This is a genomic window from Dysgonomonas sp. 520 (assembly GCF_010501095.1).
GTDB lineage: Bacteria > Bacteroidota > Bacteroidia > Bacteroidales > Dysgonomonadaceae > QVMP01.
The window spans coordinates 43513-63347 of record NZ_QVMP01000001.1; the positions used below are offsets into that span (position 1 = coordinate 43513).

At 39.5% G+C, this 19835-nt stretch carries 21 protein-coding genes and 1 pseudogene; 10 read left to right on the forward strand and 12 right to left on the reverse strand.

Annotated elements, in window-relative coordinates:
* Positions 1–53: 53 nt before the first annotated feature.
* Positions 54–473 (forward strand): annotated as a pseudogene (locus tag D0T56_RS00150) (hypothetical protein); the annotation flags it as partial.
* On the opposite strand, the gene D0T56_RS00155 reads toward D0T56_RS00150, so the two are convergent.
* The gene (locus D0T56_RS00155) at positions 474–656 is read right to left on the reverse strand and encodes a hypothetical protein (RefSeq protein WP_163318119.1); all 183 of its coding nucleotides are present in this window, start codon (positions 654–656) and stop codon (positions 474–476) included.
* 357 nt (positions 657–1013) lie between these two features.
* Between D0T56_RS00155 and D0T56_RS00160 the strand changes: the two genes are divergently transcribed.
* Positions 1014–1187, forward strand: coding sequence for a histone H1 (locus tag D0T56_RS00160; protein WP_163318120.1), 174 nt, complete (start codon positions 1014–1016; stop codon positions 1185–1187).
* Positions 1188–1755: 568 nt separating this feature from the next.
* On the opposite strand, the gene D0T56_RS00165 is transcribed toward D0T56_RS00160, so the two are convergent.
* The 3 genes from D0T56_RS00165 to D0T56_RS00175 all read right to left on the reverse strand — a co-directional run bounded on the left by D0T56_RS00165 (position 1756) and on the right by D0T56_RS00175 (position 4607).
* Positions 1756–2430: an OmpA family protein gene (locus tag D0T56_RS00165; protein ID WP_163318121.1), complete on the reverse strand. Its 675-nt coding sequence runs from the start codon at positions 2428–2430 to the stop codon at positions 1756–1758.
* Between the two features lie 39 nt (positions 2431–2469).
* Entirely contained in the window at positions 2470–2799 is a 330-nt protein-coding gene (locus D0T56_RS00170; protein WP_163318122.1) for a hypothetical protein, read from the reverse strand.
* Positions 2800–2954: 155 nt separating this feature from the next.
* Entirely contained in the window at positions 2955–4607 is a 1653-nt protein-coding gene (locus tag D0T56_RS00175; protein ID WP_163318123.1) for an AMP-binding protein, read from the reverse strand.
* Between the two features lie 138 nt (positions 4608–4745).
* Between D0T56_RS00175 and D0T56_RS00180 the strand changes: the two genes are divergently transcribed.
* Positions 4746–5225 carry a GNAT family N-acetyltransferase gene (locus D0T56_RS00180; protein WP_255490932.1) on the forward strand — a complete coding sequence of 160 codons (480 nt, stop codon included), beginning with the start codon at positions 4746–4748 and terminating at the stop codon, positions 5223–5225.
* Between the two features lie 169 nt (positions 5226–5394).
* On the opposite strand, the gene D0T56_RS00185 is transcribed toward D0T56_RS00180, so the two are convergent.
* From D0T56_RS00185 to D0T56_RS00210, 6 genes are all read right to left on the reverse strand, one after another.
* Positions 5395–6528, reverse strand: a complete 1134-nt coding sequence (locus tag D0T56_RS00185; protein WP_163318124.1) for a hypothetical protein — start codon at positions 6526–6528, stop codon at positions 5395–5397.
* Between the two features lie 67 nt (positions 6529–6595).
* Positions 6596–7375, reverse strand: coding sequence for a C40 family peptidase (locus D0T56_RS00190; protein ID WP_163318125.1), 780 nt, complete (start codon positions 7373–7375; stop codon positions 6596–6598).
* A 78-nt stretch (positions 7376–7453) separates the two neighbouring features.
* Positions 7454–7798: a T9SS type A sorting domain-containing protein gene (locus tag D0T56_RS00195; protein ID WP_163318126.1), complete on the reverse strand. Its 345-nt coding sequence runs from the start codon at positions 7796–7798 to the stop codon at positions 7454–7456.
* Between the two features lie 113 nt (positions 7799–7911).
* Positions 7912–8853, reverse strand: coding sequence for a hydrogen peroxide-inducible genes activator (locus D0T56_RS00200; protein ID WP_163318127.1), 942 nt, complete (start codon positions 8851–8853; stop codon positions 7912–7914).
* 21 nt (positions 8854–8874) lie between these two features.
* Complete coding sequence (locus tag D0T56_RS00205; RefSeq protein WP_163318128.1) at positions 8875–9543, reverse strand: YggS family pyridoxal phosphate-dependent enzyme; 669 nt, start codon at positions 9541–9543, stop codon at positions 8875–8877.
* 7 nt (positions 9544–9550) lie between these two features.
* The gene (locus tag D0T56_RS00210) at positions 9551–10096 is read right to left on the reverse strand and encodes a DUF4494 domain-containing protein (RefSeq protein WP_163318129.1); all 546 of its coding nucleotides are present in this window, start codon (positions 10094–10096) and stop codon (positions 9551–9553) included.
* Between the two features lie 281 nt (positions 10097–10377).
* Between D0T56_RS00210 and D0T56_RS00215 the strand changes: the two genes are divergently transcribed.
* From D0T56_RS00215 to D0T56_RS00225, 3 genes are read left to right on the forward strand one after another with little or no spacing between them, the layout of a single operon-like run.
* Complete coding sequence (locus D0T56_RS00215; RefSeq protein ID WP_163318130.1) at positions 10378–11313, forward strand: glycosyltransferase family 2 protein; 936 nt, start codon at positions 10378–10380, stop codon at positions 11311–11313.
* On the forward strand, positions 11310–12104 hold the full coding sequence (locus tag D0T56_RS00220) for a polysaccharide deacetylase family protein (RefSeq protein WP_163318131.1): 795 nt from the start codon (positions 11310–11312) through the stop codon (positions 12102–12104). The genes D0T56_RS00215 and D0T56_RS00220 overlap by 4 nt, the downstream gene beginning before the upstream one ends.
* The gene (locus tag D0T56_RS00225; RefSeq protein WP_163318132.1) at positions 12101–12481 is read left to right on the forward strand and encodes a diacylglycerol kinase family protein; all 381 of its coding nucleotides are present in this window, start codon (positions 12101–12103) and stop codon (positions 12479–12481) included. Before D0T56_RS00220 ends, D0T56_RS00225 begins: the two co-directional genes overlap by 4 nt.
* A gap of 32 nt (positions 12482–12513) precedes the next feature.
* On the opposite strand, the gene D0T56_RS00230 is transcribed toward D0T56_RS00225, so the two are convergent.
* Positions 12514–13503 carry a hypothetical protein gene (locus tag D0T56_RS00230; protein ID WP_163318133.1) on the reverse strand — a complete coding sequence of 330 codons (990 nt, stop codon included), beginning with the start codon at positions 13501–13503 and terminating at the stop codon, positions 12514–12516.
* A gap of 84 nt (positions 13504–13587) precedes the next feature.
* Between D0T56_RS00230 and trpS the strand changes: the two genes are divergently transcribed.
* From trpS to D0T56_RS00245, 3 genes are all read left to right on the forward strand, one after another.
* Positions 13588–14577: a tryptophan--tRNA ligase gene (gene trpS / locus D0T56_RS00235; protein ID WP_163318134.1), complete on the forward strand. Its 990-nt coding sequence runs from the start codon at positions 13588–13590 to the stop codon at positions 14575–14577.
* Positions 14578–14680: 103 nt separating this feature from the next.
* On the forward strand, positions 14681–15577 hold the full coding sequence (locus tag D0T56_RS00240; protein WP_163318135.1) for a DUF2156 domain-containing protein: 897 nt from the start codon (positions 14681–14683) through the stop codon (positions 15575–15577).
* Positions 15578–15618: 41 nt separating this feature from the next.
* On the forward strand, positions 15619–16419 hold the full coding sequence (locus tag D0T56_RS00245; RefSeq protein WP_163318136.1) for a GNAT family N-acetyltransferase: 801 nt from the start codon (positions 15619–15621) through the stop codon (positions 16417–16419).
* A gap of 4 nt (positions 16420–16423) precedes the next feature.
* On the opposite strand, the gene D0T56_RS00250 is transcribed toward D0T56_RS00245, so the two are convergent.
* Positions 16424–17251, reverse strand: a complete 828-nt coding sequence (locus D0T56_RS00250; protein WP_163318137.1) for an MBL fold metallo-hydrolase — start codon at positions 17249–17251, stop codon at positions 16424–16426.
* Positions 17252–17443: 192 nt separating this feature from the next.
* Between D0T56_RS00250 and D0T56_RS00255 the strand changes: the two genes are divergently transcribed.
* The gene (locus tag D0T56_RS00255; protein WP_163318138.1) at positions 17444–19780 is read left to right on the forward strand and encodes a cation:proton antiporter; all 2337 of its coding nucleotides are present in this window, start codon (positions 17444–17446) and stop codon (positions 19778–19780) included.
* Positions 19781–19835: the final 55 nt, after the last annotated feature.

Genomic DNA, 19835 nt, shown 5'->3' on the forward strand with positions numbered 1-19835 from the left:
GACTGCACATTATGGCGTTAATCTTCCGGATGAACAATATTAGCCCACTTGATTCAGTTAATTGGGGTGCAATAGCCAACTATGATCCGGACCATAACGAATATGAATTGTCTGAACACGAATATGTGGTCTACAATGGAAAAGTGTTTCATCCGGAAATCGATGTGAATGCCGATATTCCGGAAGTAGGGAAGAACCTTACCTTAAATGATTGCCGGAACTACAACTTGAAAAAACACATGGTGCGATTAGCTGTATATGAATTGACAAAACTCATCGCCCCCAATAACGTAAGTGTTGTCAGGGTAAAAGATTATGAGGATTCAATGAAATGGCTCTCGGATGCAGCCAGATTAAAGCTAAACCCCCAAATTCTTCGTAAACTGGCGGAAGATAAAAAGGAAGTTATGGACTGGCAACTTGCCACATTTCAGACGGACTATGACCCGTATAAGAACCCGTGGTTGACCTGATTATAGCTCTTCTTCTTTGTCCTCTATTTTACAAATAACGGTCTTGTTTGAGTATTGAATTTCAAGATATGGACTATCTTGAGTCAGTTCGTCAAGCAGGCCGTTTCTTTTCATTTCATCAAGTATGGATTGTATAAGTTCGTCTTTTCCCTGATTGCTTTGTTCGTTAGTGTTAATTTTCATATTTTAACATTTACTATATACAAAAGCGTGAGACACTTACCTATCGACATCCGGGAACGGCCAAGCCCCACGTACACAATAAGAAATGCTCACGCCTATAGTATGAGCATTTAACCTATTTTTTCGTGTACGTATCTTAAATTGGTCGTTTCGGATACTCTCGAATTATAAGCTAAACGCTAATTCTTCTCTAATATGTAATACAAAAATAGATATTTACCTATGATTTTGCATTATATCCTGGTTATTTTTCAATCTAATAGCTTATCTGATGGCTAATTTTGCTTTTGTTTAAGTCAGGATTTTATTTTTTAAATTTATCTTTGTTCCGAAATTAATTAAATAACGAATATTACGATGAAAGAATTAGTAGACAATTTAACCCAATTATTTGCAGACTTTTCTAAGGACGCGGCATTACAAGTTGAAAACGGAAACAAAGCAGCTGGTACCCGTGCCAGAAAAACATCGCTTGCAATCGAAAAAGCATTGAAAGAATTTCGTAAAGTTTCTATTGCAGAATCAAAATAAGATCAGTTATAGGAGAAAGGAAACGGGAATAAGAATGTTTTGATTTCTTAATCCCGTTTGTCTTTTTGAAAATATTAGTTTGATCTTGGTATTTTCTTTTTAATTATTGAAAATTACGATTCATTTGAGCAAACACCTCGTCTTCATTAGTTGATTTATAGTAATGTTTGTAAATTACGTCCGGAGTATTTCCTGCTTGTCCAGCTACTAATTATCAACAATAGACATCCGTACTACCTAAGTCACACAAACAACTAAAAATTAGCCTTTTACAGCTATTTTTATAGTATATATAAAAAAGAAAAGGTTGTCGTCCCGACAACCAATCTTCAAATTGTTAACCTTAAATCTAATACCATGAAAAACACATTACAAATGTAAGGGGTTTTTCTAAACTGACAAAATATCCTGAATAGAAAATATGTTTTTTAACACAAAACCCACTTTTAACTTTTTTGTTAGGATATTTTTATTACACGAGCCTTTGTTGTGAATAATTCTTTATAGAAAAGCAAAAAGACAGAACTTTGTAAGTCCTGTCTTTTTGGAAATGATATATAACTCTATATTATTTACCTTGTTGTGCGTCTTCAATCATCTTAGCATTAGGCAAGATGTAAACCTCAACACGACGGTTTTGGCTTCTTCCTGCAGCTGTACCATTATCAGCAACCGGCTGAGTAGAGCCTTGACCTTCTGATGTCATACGAGAACCTCCGATACCGTTTGTTACAAGATAATCGTAAACTGCTTTTGCACGTTTCTCTGAAAGCGGATTGTTTATTGCATCACTACCAGTATTGTCGGTATGTCCGAATATTTGAACATCTGTATCAGGGTTGTTTTTCAATGATGTAGCAAAACTTGACAAAGAACTTTTTGCAGCAGAACTCAATGTGCTTGAGTTAGTTGCAAATAAGATTCCTGATTCGAATGTAACCTTGATTGCTTGTCCGTCATTGATAGATTCTACCTGCGCTCCATTGATTCTTTCAAGTTCAGCTTTTTGTTTATCCATCTTGTTTCCAATGATAGCTCCGGCCGAACCACCAACAACAGCACCGATACCTGCTCCCCAGGCAGCACCTTTACCTCCACCGATAATTGCACCGATACCTGCTCCTAATGCACCTCCGGCTCCGGCTCCGATACCACCGCCTTTTACTGTATTGCTTGCTCCACAACTCGAAAACAGAACTGCTACGCTAAGCCCGATAGCAGCCAGAATTGATAAATTTTTCATAATAGTTTTTTTTTAATTTAGTATAAAATAATTTTGTATTTACTCAAACATGTCAATTGAATCGCAGTAATCCAATTCGCCTCTGATAATATAAGTTATTTCTTCGGGCGTAAACTTGGTTATCTTGTCTTTTCGGGTATTTTTCAACACGTATTCAACCAACTCATCTTCATCAATATCAACAATGGTGTCATCAGACACATCGCTATCCATAAGACCTTTATCTTCATAAAAGTCGTATATAATATCAATGATATAGGTGATCTCGTCGTTCGAAAATTTCCCCTTTAACTCTTGCGGCAGGCTTTTTTGTATGAATTTTACCGCTGCTTCTTCGTCATAGCCCAACAAATCGTTTTCTGCGCTCATTCTGTTATGAACTTTTAATGTTTATACTGAAATATAACAATGTATAGAAAGTTTGTGTTCACTCGTGTTGTGAATATTTATTCTTTATTTAAATGACATACATATACTCAAAAGGTTTAATCCTTTTTATGAAAATATTTAAAATTTCAAATATTTTATTTCGCTTCGTTTTGATATAAAAATCGTTTGATGCTCCGTTTGGGAGTTTTTTCAAACTCCTCTTCTCTAACAACATAACGGCTTATTTGGCTGTAATTAGCTAAACGTCCGTTTATTTGCTTTATCTCTTTGTCAAGCAAAGTTCTCAGATCTTCGTCAGATATTTTGTTCGCTTTCAAATATTCCAAATCCGGATATATGAGAGCCACCAGTTTGTTTTTGCTATCTTCAACAACCAATGATTCGGACACAAAGATACTATTATTAAGGAAATCTTCAATTTCTTCCGGATAAATATTCTGCCCTGAGGCTCCTAAAATCATGGTTTTACTGCGTCCTCGTATATATATGAAGTCATTTTCGTCCATCACGCCAAGATCTCCCGTGTATAGCCAACCGTCTTTGTCTATGGCACTTGCCGTAGCTTCGGGGTCTTTAAAATATCCGCTCATGACATTCATACCCCTGACCAAAATTTCTCCGGCTATGCGTTGCGGATCTTCCGAGTCTATTTTCACTTCCATACGGTCGACAGGCTTACCGCACGAGGTTGCCCTGTATGTTTCCCAATAGTCGTAAGAGATTAGCGGACCACATTCCGTCATACCGTACCCCACGGTGTATGGGAATTTTATTTTGGTGAGAAAATCTCCAATTTCTTTGTTCAATGCAGCGCCACCTATCACAACCTCAACAATATTACCGCCAAAGGCTTCTATCAGTTGTTTTCTGATCTTTTTGAATACGATATCCCTCAGCACAGGTATTTTAACCAGCGTGCTAACCGGCTGTTTTTTCAACACCGGAAACACTTTGCTTCGGATGATTTTTTCGATAATCAACGGAACTGCAATAACCAGCGTTGGTTTTGCCAGAGCAAAGGCCCCCAGAATAATTTGAGGTGATGGCACTTTCGAAATAAAGTGCATGTGCGAACCTTTGGTGATAGACAATAATACCTCGAAAGCCAATCCATACATGTGTGCCATAGGCAACATACACACAAACCCGTCGCCCGCCTTTACGAAAGGAATGTTGTCGATGGCGAAACGGGTGTTAGACCACAAGCTCCTGTATGGAATCATTACACCCTTGGGGTTGCTTGTAGTTCCTGACGTATAGTTTAAGATTGCCAGATCTTCGGGTTGCTCGTCGTGTATATACACGTTTTCTTTGGTGAATCCATTCGGAAACTTTTTATCAAAAGCTACCTGCACATCAAATTCTCCGGATATATTGGACTTCAATATCGAAAAGTCGTCGATAAGTATTATCGAATCCAGTTGAGGCATTTCGGATTCGGCTAACCTCTTCCAAACGGTAGAGCCTACAAATAATATCTTCGACTCGGAATGATTAACTATCCTATGCACACTCTCGGCATTGAAGTCGTGAAGTATTGTTGTTGCCGCCGCCCCATACGACAATGTAGCGAATATCCCGATTGCCCAATGTGTACTATTGGCTCCGCATAAGGCTATTTTATCTCCTTTTTTTACACCCAGAGCCTCGAATAGCAAGTGCAGTTTTGCCATTTCTTCGGCCAGATGTTTGTATGTATAAGTTTTTTTCTCAATATCAGTAAGCGCCGGTTTATCCCAATTGTTTGTTATTCCGTCTTTTACTAATTGTAAAAAGCTATTTTTCATGAGTAAAGTTTTTATGATGATTATCGCAAATATAAAGACTTTTTATAAGAATTATTATTTTTTCCTTTTCTAAAAGTCTTGGGGTAATGATTATTCTTTGTAGTTTCGGAAGGTATTTTATATAAATTATCCGATAAAATGATGGAGAATAGAGAAATAACATGGTTGACACTACCTTTCAACAAACTGGACTGCAAATCATTATACCAAATACTACGATTGCGAAGCGAGGTATTTGTTGTGGAGCAGGCTTGTGTATATCAGGATGTTGACGGCAAGGATGTTAAAGCATTGCACGTTTTAGGCTACGCCGGCGAAGAACTTGTCGCTTATTGCCGTTTATTCAGAGCGGGCGATTATTTTGACGAACCTGCTATCGGGCGTGTGGTTGTATCAGCAGCACATCGCAGATTTGGCTATGGACATCAACTGATGGATAAGGCTATCGAAAAATTGTTTCATTGGGCGGGTGAATCGGAAATTGTTATCTCTGCCCAACTATATTTGAAAAGATTTTACGAGGCTCATGATTTTGAGCAAATTAGCGACATATACCCGGAAGATGGCATTCCCCATATCAGGATGAGGAGAGAGATAAACAAAGAGCGGATTTTGTAAATTAATCCGCTCTTGTTCTGTCCTAATTTATAGAAACCGTCTAGACTTTTTCGTTTTATTCAATTTTGTCATCCTGAGAGTATCGAAGGATCTGTTTTTTAGATGTTTCACTACGTTCAACATGACAAAAACTCAAAAATTAAGTATAATTTAAAAAGTCTAGATGACTTCATAGTTTTTTGTTATATCCTCGTCTCGTTTTATGATGTTCGGCGTTGAACCCATCCCACTGCGACTGAATTTTGTTGTTCATCTCAAGCTCAGGATTTGTTTCGGCAAAACGGAATCCGCTCTTGTGTGCCGATGGAATGAAATCGTTGAAGATCATTGCATTTACTCCCTTTCCTTGATATTCGGGTGCTACGCCCATAAGCATCAAATCTAATATAGGGTTCTTTTTGCCTTTCAAGTCTTTAAGTAAATGTATCCAACCTGTGGGGAACAATCTTCCTCTCGATTTTATGAGCGACTGAGACAAGTTAGGTATACCAATACCGAAAGCAACAACTTCGTCCGTATCTTCTTTTATCACAATCGAAACCACATCCCACCGCAACAGAGGAACATACATTTTGACATAATAGTCTATCTGTCTCTTTGTCAGGGGAGAAAACCCGTACAACGGTGCGTATGCCCTGTTCAGCAGATTAAACAGCTTGTCTACGTATGGCGTTATCTGCTTCAAGTTTTTAAACTTAAGCAGTTTAAGTCCAAATTTTTCAGATACAATTTTCGCTATCCGCTGATGGCGTTCCGGCACTTCGGGCGGAACGGGAATATAAAACTCGTGCCAGTCTACGTCTTTCTCATACCCCAGACGTTCTATTTGTTCTTTATAGTATGGATAACTGTACGTAGTTCCCATTGTCGAGATTCTATCGTATCCGTATATCAATAAACCTTCATGATCCAGGTCGGTAAATCCCAACGGGCCTTGTATTGCCTCCATCCCTTTACTTTTCGCCCAATTTTCGGCAGCATCGAACAGAGCATCAACAACCTCGTTGTCATCAATGAAGTCGACAAAGCCGAAACGTCCATGTTTTTGACCCCACACCTCATTGGCTTTGTGATTGATAATCGCTGCTATACGACCAACAACTTTTCCATCCTTGTATGCCAGAAAAAGTTGGCGTTCGCAAAATTCAAATGCCGGATTTTTTTCGGTATTGAAGGTATTGATCTCGTCCAGTATTAGTGAGGGTACATAATAAGGATTATCTTTATAAAGATCATCGATAGGGAATTTGACAAATTTTTTTACAGAAGATTTGTCATTTGCTTCAACAATTGTAACTGACATTCTTTAAGTCTCGATAGTTAAGAATTATTTTGATACGGCAAATATAGTATTTTTTTACCAATCCATCTTATATTCTTCTTATAGCAGAAAGAATATGCGAATAAGCGGATGTCTCGTCATTCATAATCCCCTTATTATCAACAGGCTCTATTTTAACTTTACCCGAAGCATGAATAATTTTCCCATCTCCCAGATAGATGCCAACATGTGTCGTCTTTTCATCTTTCTCGAAAAAAAGAAGGTCGGTTGGCTGAGCTTCAGCTAAAGAACTTATGATTTCGCCCTCTTTCACCTGTGTCCCGGCATCTCTGGTTAATGAAAAACCATTCATGGCAAAAACAGTCTGAACCAATCCGGAGCAATCGATGCCAAAAACGTTTTTCCCTCCCCACATATATGGCGAATTAAGGAATAGCATGGCTGTTGCTATTATATTGTCTTTGCTGCTATGTGGCAGATAGGTAACAAAACTGGGATGTATCTGAAAGGTCTTTCCTGCAATATCAAAACTACTATTCTCCGGATTATAGAATGGCAAACGGCTGCCTGCCGACAGGTGATATATGCTCTTGTCTGTCATGCAAAATGCGTCGGCAATAGGAACACAGGTCATAAATGTAGGGTGAGAAAGGAGTTTTGTGTATATTTCCTCGTCTATTTCTGTCAGCATCTTCGCATCCACCCATCCGGTGTACGAATCAATCGAGTTTTTTATCTTTACAAAAGATTCGCTATCCCCCTCTACCTCACAGGTTTCCCCGAACAGCAATTGCGTTACCATTTCGGCTTGTTCTTGCGGTGCACTTCTAACGGGCGTTACAGAATTCAGATTGACAACGTATTTCATAATTGTATTTTTATCCATAAAAAAAGGAGACATCATCGGCCTCCTCTTGTTATTTAATTTCTGTTTTTACTATTTTTTTTATCGGACAATGAATTTCTTTGCCCCGAATTTTTTAGATCCGTCTTCTACCGAGTAGATGTACGTACCTCTTTCGAGTGAAGTTGGTAAATCAATATTGTTTATTCCTCCGGCAAGTTTCACAGATACAACGCATTTTCCTAACAGGTTGTATATCTTCAACGTTTTTGCTGTTTTGAAATTATACGAAAATCTAACGTTATCTGTAACCGTACTTGTTATATTGATAAATTCTTCTTCACCCATACTTGTGGCAATTCCATCACCGGAAGCGTTGAAAGACGGGCTTTCAGCGTATCCATGCAATGCAAAGGACAAGAATATTAAAAGTAGAATTTTCTTCATAATTACAGTTTATACCCAATTATACATGGACAAATGTAGGGAATCTATTCCGAATAAACAAGCGTTTCTTTTATATTTTCGTTGTTAAAAACACAAAAAAGGTTACAGTCTTATTATATATCCACTACATTTTCTTTCAATGCCTCATCAAGCAAGGCCTTGGGCACGGAGCGTTTTATCTCGCTTATGATAATTTTCACAACTTTCTCTCGTAGAAAGTCTTTGCGTGTAACCAAACTTATCTCCCGCACGGGGTTTATGCCTTTGAATGGCCTTATATTTTTTTTCTGGGTTTCGCTCAACTCGTTGATTGCCATTTCGGGAATGATGGTCAACCCGCTATTGTTGTCGACGATATTGACAAGGGTATTGATGCTTCCCGCCTCATACGTGAACAGGTTGTGAGAGCTTTTACGCTTTCTCAGGTTACATAGCTTCAATATCTGATTGCGAAAGCAATGCACATCTTCCAACAGCCAAAGCCTGTTGACGTTTATGTCATCTTCTTCCAGTTCTTTTTTTGCATAAAGCGAAGTCTCGCGAGGAGAAACATACGAGAAAAAGCGTTCGTAATAGACCGGATGTTCTTTTATTTTGTCGTTCTTCAAGGGTGTAGCCAGAACTGCCCCGTCGAGGGTTCCGCTCATCAGCCGTTCTATTATCTGGGCTGTTGTTACTTCTTCTATCGACAGTTCGATGTCGTAACCGTTTTCTTCGTGTACCTGCATGAATACGGGCAGCAAATACGGTGCGATGGTGGGGATAATGCCTAAACGGAAGACTCCTTGCACAACGCCTTTTTCTTCCTGAATGATTTCTTTTATTTGCTTCACCTGCGACACTATCACTCTGGCCTGATTGATAACTTGTGTCCCAATCGGGGTTGGCTGCACAGGCAACTGGCTGCGATCGAATATTTTGATATCCAGTTCATCTTCCAGTTTCTGGATCATCATACTCAGTGTTGGTTGTGTTACAAAAGAGGCTTCTGCCGCTTTTGCAAAGTGACGATGTGTGTCTACTGCTATTATGTACTCCAGTTGTTGTATATTCATAGTGTTCTCGTACTAAAAGGTTTAGTATTCTCTCTCACCAAAGATGGATGTTCCTATTCTGACCATTGTAGAACCTTCTTCTATGGCTATACGGTAATCGTGCGACATGCCCATTGATATTTCGCTAAAATAATCAAAATCTTTGAAATAATCTTGTTTTAGACAGTCAAAAAAACTTCTCAAGGCTTTGAATTCTTCCCTTACTTTCTTTTCGTCGTCGGTATATGTTGCCATCCCCATAACTCCGGCAATGCGTGCGTATTTCAGGCTTTGCCAATTGTTTTGATCGAGCATTTTTTCACATTCGTCAAAATCGAACCCGAGTTTACTTTCTTCGTCTGCAATGTGAATTTCGAGCAAACAATTTATTGTTTTCCCTATTTTAGCGGCATTTTTCTCTATTTCCGAAATCAATTTCCAACTGTCAACACTATGTATGGTGTGCGTGTATGGCAATATCGCTTTCACTTTATTGGTTTGAAGATGCCCGATAAAGTGCCACTGTATGTCGGAGGGCAAGAGGTTTTGTTTCTGCTCAACCTCTTGCTGCCTGCTTTCTCCAAATATCCGTTGACCTGCGTTGTAGGCTTCCAATATAGCTTCGCAGGGATGAAACTTCGATACGGCAATCAGTTTAACGTGATCGGGTATCGTACTTCTTATTTCTGTCAGATTTGAAGCTATGCTCATATCACTATCATTCGGCGTCGGCATCCGCCGCATCTTCCTCCACTTCCGGGTTTGCCTCCAAAGCGGCGTTCAACTCGGTTTTCAGTGTTTCTACAACAGCGTTTGTCTTACTTTCGGTTTTGGTTACTTGCGAATATGGGAAAACATCCATCAGCATTGTTTCGGACAAACTGGCGATGCTGTAATCGGCCAGCGTTCCTGCCATTCCTTTTTCTACAACAGCCAATGCCTCCTTCAAATCGCAGGCTTGAGCCAACATCTGAACGGCCGTCTTTTTTTCCGATCCGCTTTTTTCATCGAGGGTAATAAAATATACCTTGGCTTTGAAGTAACGGTCGCCATTTTCGTTAAAGAAAATTTCGGCAAGTTTCATCCTTTTTATGTCGGCAACTGTAAATTCGCCACTGATATAAGGTCTTATTTCTTCAATGATGCGGGCTTCTGCTTCCGTGAAAGAAAGTGCGTCAACCAAATATGGCTCCGTTACTTTTTTCTGCATCCCGTTTTCCAAGGTTTTGTCGTAGCTAACCTTGCATTCAAACCAATTGTGCATACTCTAATTGTTGTTATCTGGTTAATAATTATAATCGTATTTGATGGCGAAAGTAATTAATAAAGATGAAAAAGAGATAAATAAAAACTATAAAAAATAATATTTAATTCGATTTTACGGTTGTGATAATTACATTCTGCCGATTTTCAATTCGCTGAAACAAGAGCATGATGTATAGAAAAATGGCATATCCGAAATTGGTTCTTTTTAATTGACTGCATGTCTTCAACTTTTACTACTTTTGTATTGCTAAAGTATTAAAAAAGAATATTCATAAACAGATGAAGCAAAAAAAAGTGTCAGTCATTTTGTGCAGCTACAATGAGGCTACAAACCTGCCTACGGTTGTAGCGGCTGTTCATGAGAATATGGATAAGTTACCGTACGATTATGAAATAATTATTGTGAATGATGGTAGTTCCGACAATTCGATGGAAGTGATTGAACAACTATGCAAAGATGACGATAAGCTATATTACATAGAATTCTCTCGCAACTTCGGGCATCAGAATGCCCTGAAAGCAGGGTTGGACTATGCAACCGGCGATTGCCTGATTTCGATGGACGCAGATATGCAACATCCGCCGCGTATGCTGCCCCGGTTTCTCGAAAAATGGGAAGAGGGATACGATATTGTATACACCCGCCGAATGGAAGATCAGAATTTGCCAAAAATGAAGCGTAAAACATCGGCATGGTATTACCGGATTATAAATATGCTGTCGGACATTGAACTGGAGGAGGGCACTGCCGATTTCAGGCTGATGGACAGGAAAGCGGCAAACGTCATCATCGGAATAAAGGGAAGCAGCCTATTTATCCGGGGATTGGTAAAATGGATTGGCTTCAAACAATATGGCATAGACTACATGCCCGACGAACGCCTTTCGGGAAGCACCAAATATACGGTCAAAAAAATGATGAGCATGGCTGTACAGGGAATACTCTCTTTCAGCACAAAGCCGTTGCACATAGCACTTTATTCAGGATTTATTATCGCTGCACTTTCCCTGCTGTCCATGCCTTATGCTTTCATCAGTTACTTCACCGATCATTATAGCAACGGTTGGGCATCATTGATATGTGTGGTCGGTTTTCTGGGAGGTTTCCAGTTGTTCGTCCTCGGCATTATAGGTTTATATATCGGGCGGATATTTAATCAGACCAAAAATTATCCGGCATACATCGTAAGAAGTACAAATATCCCGCAAAAATGAAAAATCGAAGAATATTATTGAGCTTTGACATAGAGGAGTTTGAGATGCCCCGTGAATATGGCGACCCAATCCCTTTCGAAAATCAGATACAGATATCGACAGAAGGGACAAATAAAATATTGGATTTGCTGAAAAAACACGATGTAAAAGCTACATTTTATACTACGGCAAATTTTGCCCGAAATGCTCAGGCAATTGTAGACCGCATTGTGAACGAAGGTCACGAATTGGCTTCACATGGTTTGTTTCACGACCATTTCGAACCTGAACATCTTAAAGAATCGAGGGAAATTCTGGAACGGTTGGGAAATGTGGAAGTGAAAGGCTATCGTATGGCTCGCATGGCTCCCGTACCCGAAGAGGAAGTTTATAAAGCGGGTTATATTTACAATTCGTCCATAAATCCTACTTTTCTTCCGGGAAGATACAATAAATTGAACGAACCCCGCACCTATTTCAAACGCGAGGGTGTTTGGCAACTGCCTGCATCCGTAACCCCGTTGTTACGGTTTCCTCTGTTCTGGATTTCATTTCACAATTTACCTTTACCCGTGTATAAATTCCTATCGAACAGAGTTTTGAAAAAGGACGGCTACCTGAATGTGTATTTTCACCCGTGGGAATTTATGCAGATAGGACCGAAATCAAAGTATAATTTCCCGTTCTATGTGACTAGAAATACCGACCAAAAGATGGTAGACAGATTGGGGCGATTTATAGAATGGGGAAAACGCAAGGGGTATTCATTTGAGCGAACAGATAAACTAATAGACGAGATAGAGAACAAATGAAAGGACAAGAAAAATTCTCATTCAAGAAACGGCTCGAAAGTTTTAAGTATGCTTTTAGTGGGTTAGCCACACTGTTCAAGGAAGAACACAACGCCCGCATTCATCTGGTATTTGCCCTTGCAGCCATAGCATTGGGATTTGTGTTTTCTATTTCTGTTTATGAATGGATTGCCATTTTGTTGTGCGTAGCCCTTGTCTTTTCGTTGGAAATTGTCAATTCTGCGATTGAAAACCTTGCAGACCGTATCACCAAAGACAACGACAGCTACATCCGCAAAGCAAAAGACCTGGCAGCAGCCGCTGTTTTGGTTGCTGCAATTTTTTCCGTTATAATTGGCGCAATCATATTTTTGCCCAAATTATTGGATTTGATCTAAGAGCCTGTCTAAGAATTTAAACAGGCTCTAAGTTAATTTGCCCTATATTCAGGAATCAGTTTTTTCTTTTCTTCTGTCATATTGATGAAGTAATCCATAATATCTTTTTTCTTATACTCATCAATATTGTCATCGGTGAGCAAACTAAGCAACAGATAGTCCATGCTATTGTATCCGAAATTGTACAAATTTGATATAATCTCATAAAAGTCATAACATGAGATGTAAGAAAGAGGTGACGACCTTCTTATATTCCTCATTTTTAAGAGATAATATTTCTGTACATCATCAGGGAATTTATCTTTTATCAGAGGTAATAAATCCTCATTTCCTGACAGAAAACTCATTTTTGCCTTTTGAGCCATTTCGTCATTCAACAATAGCGATTCTTTGACAACCCCCTTTTGTTGGTAAAACTCAATAAAACCGTTGTCGGGATAAAAACCGTTGTCGATAAACCAATCAAGAGTTTTGGAATAGCGTTCGTTAAGATCTTTAATCTTTTCTATCTCCATAACCTGAGCTATCTTGCTTATATATTCGGTTTTCATTTCACCTATTTCTAAGTTTTCATATATCCCCAACACTTGATATTGTTTTCCCACTTTTTTCAAAAACATCAGATTTGAATAAGACTTACCAACGTCTTGCGATATAGATCCAAGAAGTCGACCTCCATCGCCAAAATAACCATCTGAGAAATAATCATTTCCATCGGTCAATATCCTTGCTGTATAGTCAGATTCTTTGAATTTTGTATTGTTCTTGATTATACTATCCACTTTGTTTATGACACAAACACTTTCTTTCGAAAAGTCATTCACGTAAGTATCTGTTTTTTCGTAACTATTACTGGTCAGAATGACATCACTTTTCATAGTTAGTATTCTCAATATCTGCTTATCTTGAGCGTTTACACTGATACATATTATGCATATCAGAAAAGAGATGAGGGTGTGTTTTGTTCGTTGCATTGGCGAGTATGTGTATGTTGAGAGTTGATAGTCGCAAAGATATATCATTTGTTTAGAAAAATACTTTTAAGACATTACTTTTTGCTAACTTTGTGCTTCCTAAAAAAAAACAGAAAACAAAAAGGCTAAAATATGGATATAGTATTAAGCGGAATACGCTCGACAGGAAATTTACACTTGGGAAACTATTACGGGGCATTGAGAAACTTTACTCGTATGCAACACGAGAATAAATGTTTTTTCTTCATTGCCGATTATCACTCAATGACCACGCACCCCGATCCGAAGCAATTGCATGGAAATGTAAAGAATGTGCTGACCGAATATCTGGCTGCGGGCATCGACCCGGAATTATCGACTATCTACGTACAGAGCGATGTGCCGGAAGTATGCGAACTGTATCTGTTATTGAATATGCATGCTTATATGGGTGAGTTGGCTAAGACTGTGTCTTTCAAGGAAAAAGCCAGAAAGCAACCTGAGAATGTGAATGCAGGATTATTGACCTACCCCACCCTTATGGCTGCCGACATCCTGATACACAATGCCGATAAAGTTCCTGTTGGTAAAGATCAGGAGCAACACCTTGAAATGACACGTAAATTTGCCCGCCGTTTCAATAATCTTTACGGTTTGGAATACTTCAAAGAGCCTGTGGCATATAACTTCGGTCAAGAGCTTATTAAGATACCCGGATTGGATGGCAGCGGAAAAATGGGAAAATCGGAAGGTAACTGTATTTATCTTGGCGAAGACCCAAAATCAATAGAAAAGAAAGTAAAACGAGCTTTGACGGACGAGGGTCCAAAAGAGTTTAATTCCGAAAAACCTGATTATATAGAAAACCTGTTCACTATATTGAAAGTCGTATCTGCGGAAGAAGTAGTGAAACATTACGAAGAATTGTGGAACAAATGCGAAATCAGGTATGGAGACTTGAAAAAGCAACTGGCAGAAGACATAATTAAAGTGACATCACCCATTCGCGAACGTATCCTTGATATTCAGGGCGATGATGCGTATCTGCACAAAGTGACATCGGAAGGTGCAGAAAAAGCACGCGAAAGTGCTTCGAAAACCGTTCGTGAAGTACGTGAGATAATGGGAATAACGAAATTCTGATAGATATTTCCTATATCAGATAGAATATAAAATAAGCCGCAAAATAACATTTGTGGCTTATTTTTGTTATACCATTATTAGAAATCGCATACAATATTTTTTTATGATCAACTACAAAGACATAGAGCTATCGGATAAAAAACTTATAGATGCCTGTCTGACAGGAAATACATACAGAGCATGTGACTTTTCGTTTGCAAACCTTTATTCGTGGAACGCAAAATTCAAGACTCAATTCGACGTTAAAAACCAGACACTTTTTCTTCGATTCACCGAATCGGATGGATATATGTATTACATGATGCCAATCGGGCACATGAACCTGAAATGTGCTATCGAGGAAATGATGGAAGATGCAAAGGCAAACAATATACCATTCAGGATGAAGGGGATAACCCTGAGGATGTGGGATGATATAAAGGCTGTTATGCCCGACCGGTTTGAGTATATCCACGACAGGAATAACGATGAATATCTCTACCTCTCGGAAAAATTGATAAAACTCAGCGGGAAAAAGCTACAAAGCAAACGCAATCATATCAACCGCTTCAAAGCCGACAATCCCGATTGGGAATATTTCCCGATATTCAATCAGCACGAGTTGGACGAATGTGTGGAAATGCTCGATAAATGGGATAAGGTTCATGAAGATAAAGACAGGACACTAAAATATGATTACATTGCCACACGCAAAATGCTGGACAATTTTCATGCCCTGAAACTGAAAGGTGGAGCCATCCGTGTGAATGGCAAGATTGTAGCATTCACGATTGGCGAAAAACTAACAGAAGATACTTTTGTGGTTCATGTGGAAAAGGCCTTTTCCGAGATAAACGGGGCATACACTATCATCAACCAACAATTCATTGAGCATGAAGCAACTAAATACACATACGTAAACCGGGAGGAAGACATGGGATTGGAGTCTTTGAGAAAAGCGAAAAGTTCTTATTATCCTGACATCTTGTTACAAGAAGCTATATTAATACCCAAGGTATAACCTAAGTTTTGTTTATCTTTGAAGAAGAAATTTAGTAAAGGATGATTCAATTCTCAAACAACAGGATAGAACCCATGCTTCGTGACATGTGGAAGACGTGTTTCGAAGATACGGATGAATACACGGAACTGATTTTCACTAAAAAGTATAAGCACGAAAACACGTTGGTGTATATGGAAAATGCTGTGGCGGTAGCCGTACTGCACATGTACCCCTACGTGTTCTCTTATTACGACAGGCAGGTTCCTGTCTATTATTTTGCAGGACTAAGCACTCTGCCGGAATATCGCAAGCGTGGATATATGGAGCTACTGATCGCCGAATCGTTTAAGGTGATGCAAGACCGCAAAATTCCTCTAAGCATTCTCATTCCCGCAGAAGACTGGCTGTATGGATTTTATGCAAAATACGGATACGAAAAAATATTCGACAAAGGAACTACCGTTCTTCCGTTCAGGGATATACTGAACAAATATCCGACCGATTTGGAATATGCGTATAAGGAATTTGACGCTACATTTAACCGAAAGGATTTCACTATCCGAAAATCTTTCGACGACTTCACGACAATGGCTGAAGAGTACCGAAACGATGGCTATCCACCTAAGTACGATTTATCGGGAATGGCCAGAATTGTTGATGCCGGATATTTTCTCAAGATATTTGAAGAGGAAAATCCCCGTAAGTCTTTAGATGTTAAAGTTTCCGATCCTATTATTTCAGAAAACAACAAAACGTTTTCGATAAACGGAGGCGAAGACAAGATAGAAGTTGATATTAAATCGCTGACCCGATTGTTATTTGATCATCACGCACCTACTATGAACCTGATGTTGGAATAAATTTTCAGAACTCTTTCAATCCGGAGGGTTTTCCCCGGCTTAAGGTTTGCAGTTTGACATGGTTACCTACATAAATGCCTTCTTTTTCAAGGCAACTTTCAACAGTACGGTAAGCAATCTCAGGGCGATTGTTGTCGTTACTTAAATGACACAGCCAGATTTCTTCGAGCTGAGGGGTATAAATAGATGCGATAAAATCGCCCGAAAGTCGGTTGCTGATGTGCCCCATCCCGCTGGTAATACGCTTTTTCAGGTATTCGGGATAACGACCGAAGCGAAGCATTTCTTCGTCATAATTGGCCTCCATTATCAAATGATTGGCGGTTGACGCATATTTCACAATAGTATCGGTGATTCGCCCCACATCAGTCAGCAGCACCACCGTGTTGTTGTCGAAAACAATCTGATATCCGACATTCTCTATGGTGTCGTGAGGCACTTCAAACGCCGTAATTTGAAAATCTTTGATTGTGAACGGTATTTCTTTCGATATAATCCGTTTCGATGAAATTACGCAACTTTCCACGTAATGGCAACGGTCTATCCCCGCATGTACGGTTTCTGTCGTATAAACCGGAATGTTCATTTTATTGGCAAAGCTACCCACTGTCTTTATGTGGTCGGCATGATCGTGGGTTATCAGCACCCCAACAATGGTTTCAATGGCAATGCCATATTCCCTCAAATATTTTTTGATGGTGCGGAATCCTATCCCTACATCTATGAGAATTCCGTATTCGGACGTCCCTAAGTAGTAGCAATTACCATTGCTGCCACTTGAAAGGCTGATTAGTTTATATTTGGTTGTCTTTGGAAAGAGGTCGAACTGCATGATGTTGCAAAGTTAAGCCAATCTTCCTTTTCGTTGAAATAATAGTTGCTAAATCTTTTGTGTAAAATATAAAAAAATGCGTTTTTCGGGTGTATTATCAGTCATTTTTCTAGCTTTTTTCTAGCTATTTTAATACTTTTGTAAGGGTTTATCCCCACTTTTTCATAAAAATCATATACACTAAACATATTTATGGCTCATTTACCCGATTTAATTTCAGATCTGGCTCTTATTCTAATTGTGGCCGGCGTAGTCACCATCCTGTTCAAATGGCTGAAACAACCTGTTGTCCTCGGATACATTGTAGCGGGGTTCTTTGTCGGAACCGGTTTTGTTGATGTTTTGAAAGAAATATTTACAAACACAGGGGGAGGAAAATATCTGTCACTGATCAACTATTACCCTCAGGTTCTGGACACAAGCAGCATACACACATGGTCTGAAATCGGGGTCATCTTTCTGCTTTTTGCACTGGGGCTTGAGTTCAGTTTCAAAAAACTGATGGAGGTTGGCGGAACAGCATCAATTGCCACGATAATCAACATGGGGTCTATGATAGTGATCGGATACATAGTGGGGCAATTGCTTGGCTGGTCGCAGATGAACAGCATTTTTCTCGGAGGAATGTTGTCTATGTCGTCCACAACCATTATTATCAAGGCTTTCAACGACATGGGATTGCAGAAGAAGAAGTTTGCAAGTATTGTGTTCGGGATGCTCATCGTTGAAGACCTCGCCGCCATCCTGATGATGGTATTGTTATCCACAGTTGCGCAAAGCCACAATGTTGGAGGCATGGTTTTGCTGGACAACGTACTTAAGTTGATCTTTTTCATGATGATATGGTTTGTGGGTGGAATCTATCTGATACCTACATTCCTGAAAAAGTTTAAAAGTTACCTGAACGATGAAACGCTGCTAATCATAGCCGTAGGTTTGTGTCTGGGGATGGTATTGTTTGCCAATTTTGTTAACTTCTCATCTGCACTAGGAGCTTTCATTATGGGGTCTATATTAGCCGAAACAATTGAGGCAAAACGCATAGAACACCTGATTGAACCTTTAAAAAACCTTTTCGGTGCGGTATTCTTCGTCTCTGTGGGTATGATGATTGCCCCAGCCGTTCTGGTCGAACATGCGGGCACTATACTGCTGCTTACCGTCATTGTTCTGATAGGGCGTATTATCTTTGCAACAATTGGCGTATCAGCCTCAGGACAAGGGCTTAAAGTTGCCGTACAGTCAGGGTTCAGCTTGGCTCAGATTGGTGAGTTTTCGTTCATCATAGCCACCTTGGGAATAAGCCTCGGGGTAATGGATGCTTTCCTATATCCTGTTATCGTCGCCGTATCCGTAATAACAACATTTACAACACCTTATTGCATAAAATATTCAACAAACGCATACAGTTTCCTCGAAAAACATATCCCATCTAAATGGGACAAGCTGATCACAGGTTATGCCTCGGCAAATTACAAAAGCATTAACGATCAAACCACATGGAACAAACTGCTGAAAAGCATTTTGAGCAGCGTGGCTGTCTATTTTTGCATTTCAGTAGCCATTCTCCTGATATGCAACAAATCCGTCATACCGTTCGTCACATCCAACGTTCCCGATGTTTGGGGGCGGATATTGTCAGCCGCCATTACCCTCACGCTTATGGCTCCGTTTATGCGTGCCATCATCATGAAAAAGAACCGCTCGAAAGAATTTCGCGAACTGTGGTCGGACGACAAGCACTTCAATAAAGGCGCACTGATATCGCTGCTCGTATTCAGAACGGCATTGTGCATGCTCCTTATCTTGATAGTACTCATCCCTCTGTTTCCCAGTGCAACCGTGCTGATGGTCATTATTTCACTAGCCATTATCATTTTCATTATATACTCGCAAGGATTCAAAAACCAATCGAGAAGAATGGAGGCTCGCTTTCTGGAAAACCTGAATATGAAGGAAGTTGCAGAAGCCGAAAAACAATCTATCAGAAAAGAATTTGCCAACGATTTGTTGTCTAAAAACGTGCATATAGAAGACTACGACATTCCACAAAACTCGGATATTGTCGGAAAAACGCTTCGTGACCTCAATTTCAAGCAAAAAACCGGGGTGAATATAGTGCGCATCATCAGGGGTTCGCAAAAGATAAACATACCTGATGGCAACGAGTATCTGTTCCCGATGGATAAGATAGTGGTAATAGGTTCGGACGACGAACTGCAAACTTTCGAACAGATGATAGATAGGCATCATGGCAATGAAACAGCAAACGATACATCTTCGGACGAAGAATACATCGACATGTCTCAATACATTGTCGAGAACGATTCGTTTATGATTGGCAAAAGCATCAGAGAACTGAATATCAGGGAGAAAACCGAATGTATGATAATTGCCATCGACCGAGACGAACAAGCTATCATGGACATTAACGCCGACACGGTGTTGATGGTAGACGACGTTTTGTGGATTGCAGGAGAAGTATCAAAAATGGAGAAATTCGGCGAAAATATGGAGAAAACCTCCTGATAAGAGTCAACCGGAACAATTAGCATTTGGATTTTATATAAAAACAAACGATCTT

Excerpts from the sequence above, each read along its gene's own strand:
- D0T56_RS00220 (WP_163318131.1), top strand. The coding sequence starts at position 11,310 with ATGAAAAATCGAAGAATATTATTGAGCTTTGACATAGAGGAGTTTGAG.
- D0T56_RS00255 (WP_163318138.1), top strand. The coding sequence starts at position 17,444 with ATGGCTCATTTACCCGATTTAATTTCAGATCTGGCTCTTATTCTAATT.
- D0T56_RS00225 (WP_163318132.1), top strand. The coding sequence starts at position 12,101 with ATGAAAGGACAAGAAAAATTCTCATTCAAGAAACGGCTCGAAAGTTTT.
- D0T56_RS00165 (WP_163318121.1), bottom strand. The coding sequence starts at position 2,430 with ATGAAAAATTTATCAATTCTGGCTGCTATCGGGCTTAGCGTAGCAGTT.
- D0T56_RS00170 (WP_163318122.1), bottom strand. The coding sequence starts at position 2,799 with ATGAGCGCAGAAAACGATTTGTTGGGCTATGACGAAGAAGCAGCGGTA.
- D0T56_RS00245 (WP_163318136.1), top strand. The coding sequence starts at position 15,619 with ATGATTCAATTCTCAAACAACAGGATAGAACCCATGCTTCGTGACATG.
- D0T56_RS00185 (WP_163318124.1), bottom strand. The coding sequence starts at position 6,528 with ATGTCAGTTACAATTGTTGAAGCAAATGACAAATCTTCTGTAAAAAAA.
- D0T56_RS00190 (WP_163318125.1), bottom strand. The coding sequence starts at position 7,375 with ATGAAATACGTTGTCAATCTGAATTCTGTAACGCCCGTTAGAAGTGCA.
- D0T56_RS00210 (WP_163318129.1), bottom strand. The coding sequence starts at position 10,096 with ATGCACAATTGGTTTGAATGCAAGGTTAGCTACGACAAAACCTTGGAA.
- D0T56_RS00175 (WP_163318123.1), bottom strand. The coding sequence starts at position 4,607 with ATGAAAAATAGCTTTTTACAATTAGTAAAAGACGGAATAACAAACAAT.
- D0T56_RS00160 (WP_163318120.1), top strand. The coding sequence starts at position 1,014 with ATGAAAGAATTAGTAGACAATTTAACCCAATTATTTGCAGACTTTTCT.
- D0T56_RS00215 (WP_163318130.1), top strand. The coding sequence starts at position 10,378 with ATGAAGCAAAAAAAAGTGTCAGTCATTTTGTGCAGCTACAATGAGGCT.
- D0T56_RS00230 (WP_163318133.1), bottom strand. The coding sequence starts at position 13,503 with ATGATATATCTTTGCGACTATCAACTCTCAACATACACATACTCGCCA.
- D0T56_RS00155 (WP_163318119.1), bottom strand. The coding sequence starts at position 656 with ATGAAAATTAACACTAACGAACAAAGCAATCAGGGAAAAGACGAACTT.
- D0T56_RS00240 (WP_163318135.1), top strand. The coding sequence starts at position 14,681 with ATGATCAACTACAAAGACATAGAGCTATCGGATAAAAAACTTATAGAT.
- D0T56_RS00250 (WP_163318137.1), bottom strand. The coding sequence starts at position 17,251 with ATGCAGTTCGACCTCTTTCCAAAGACAACCAAATATAAACTAATCAGC.
- D0T56_RS00180 (WP_255490932.1), top strand. The coding sequence starts at position 4,746 with ATGATGGAGAATAGAGAAATAACATGGTTGACACTACCTTTCAACAAA.
- D0T56_RS00205 (WP_163318128.1), bottom strand. The coding sequence starts at position 9,543 with ATGAGCATAGCTTCAAATCTGACAGAAATAAGAAGTACGATACCCGAT.
- D0T56_RS00200 (WP_163318127.1), bottom strand. The coding sequence starts at position 8,853 with ATGAATATACAACAACTGGAGTACATAATAGCAGTAGACACACATCGT.
- trpS (WP_163318134.1), top strand. The coding sequence starts at position 13,588 with ATGGATATAGTATTAAGCGGAATACGCTCGACAGGAAATTTACACTTG.
- D0T56_RS00195 (WP_163318126.1), bottom strand. The coding sequence starts at position 7,798 with ATGAAGAAAATTCTACTTTTAATATTCTTGTCCTTTGCATTGCATGGA.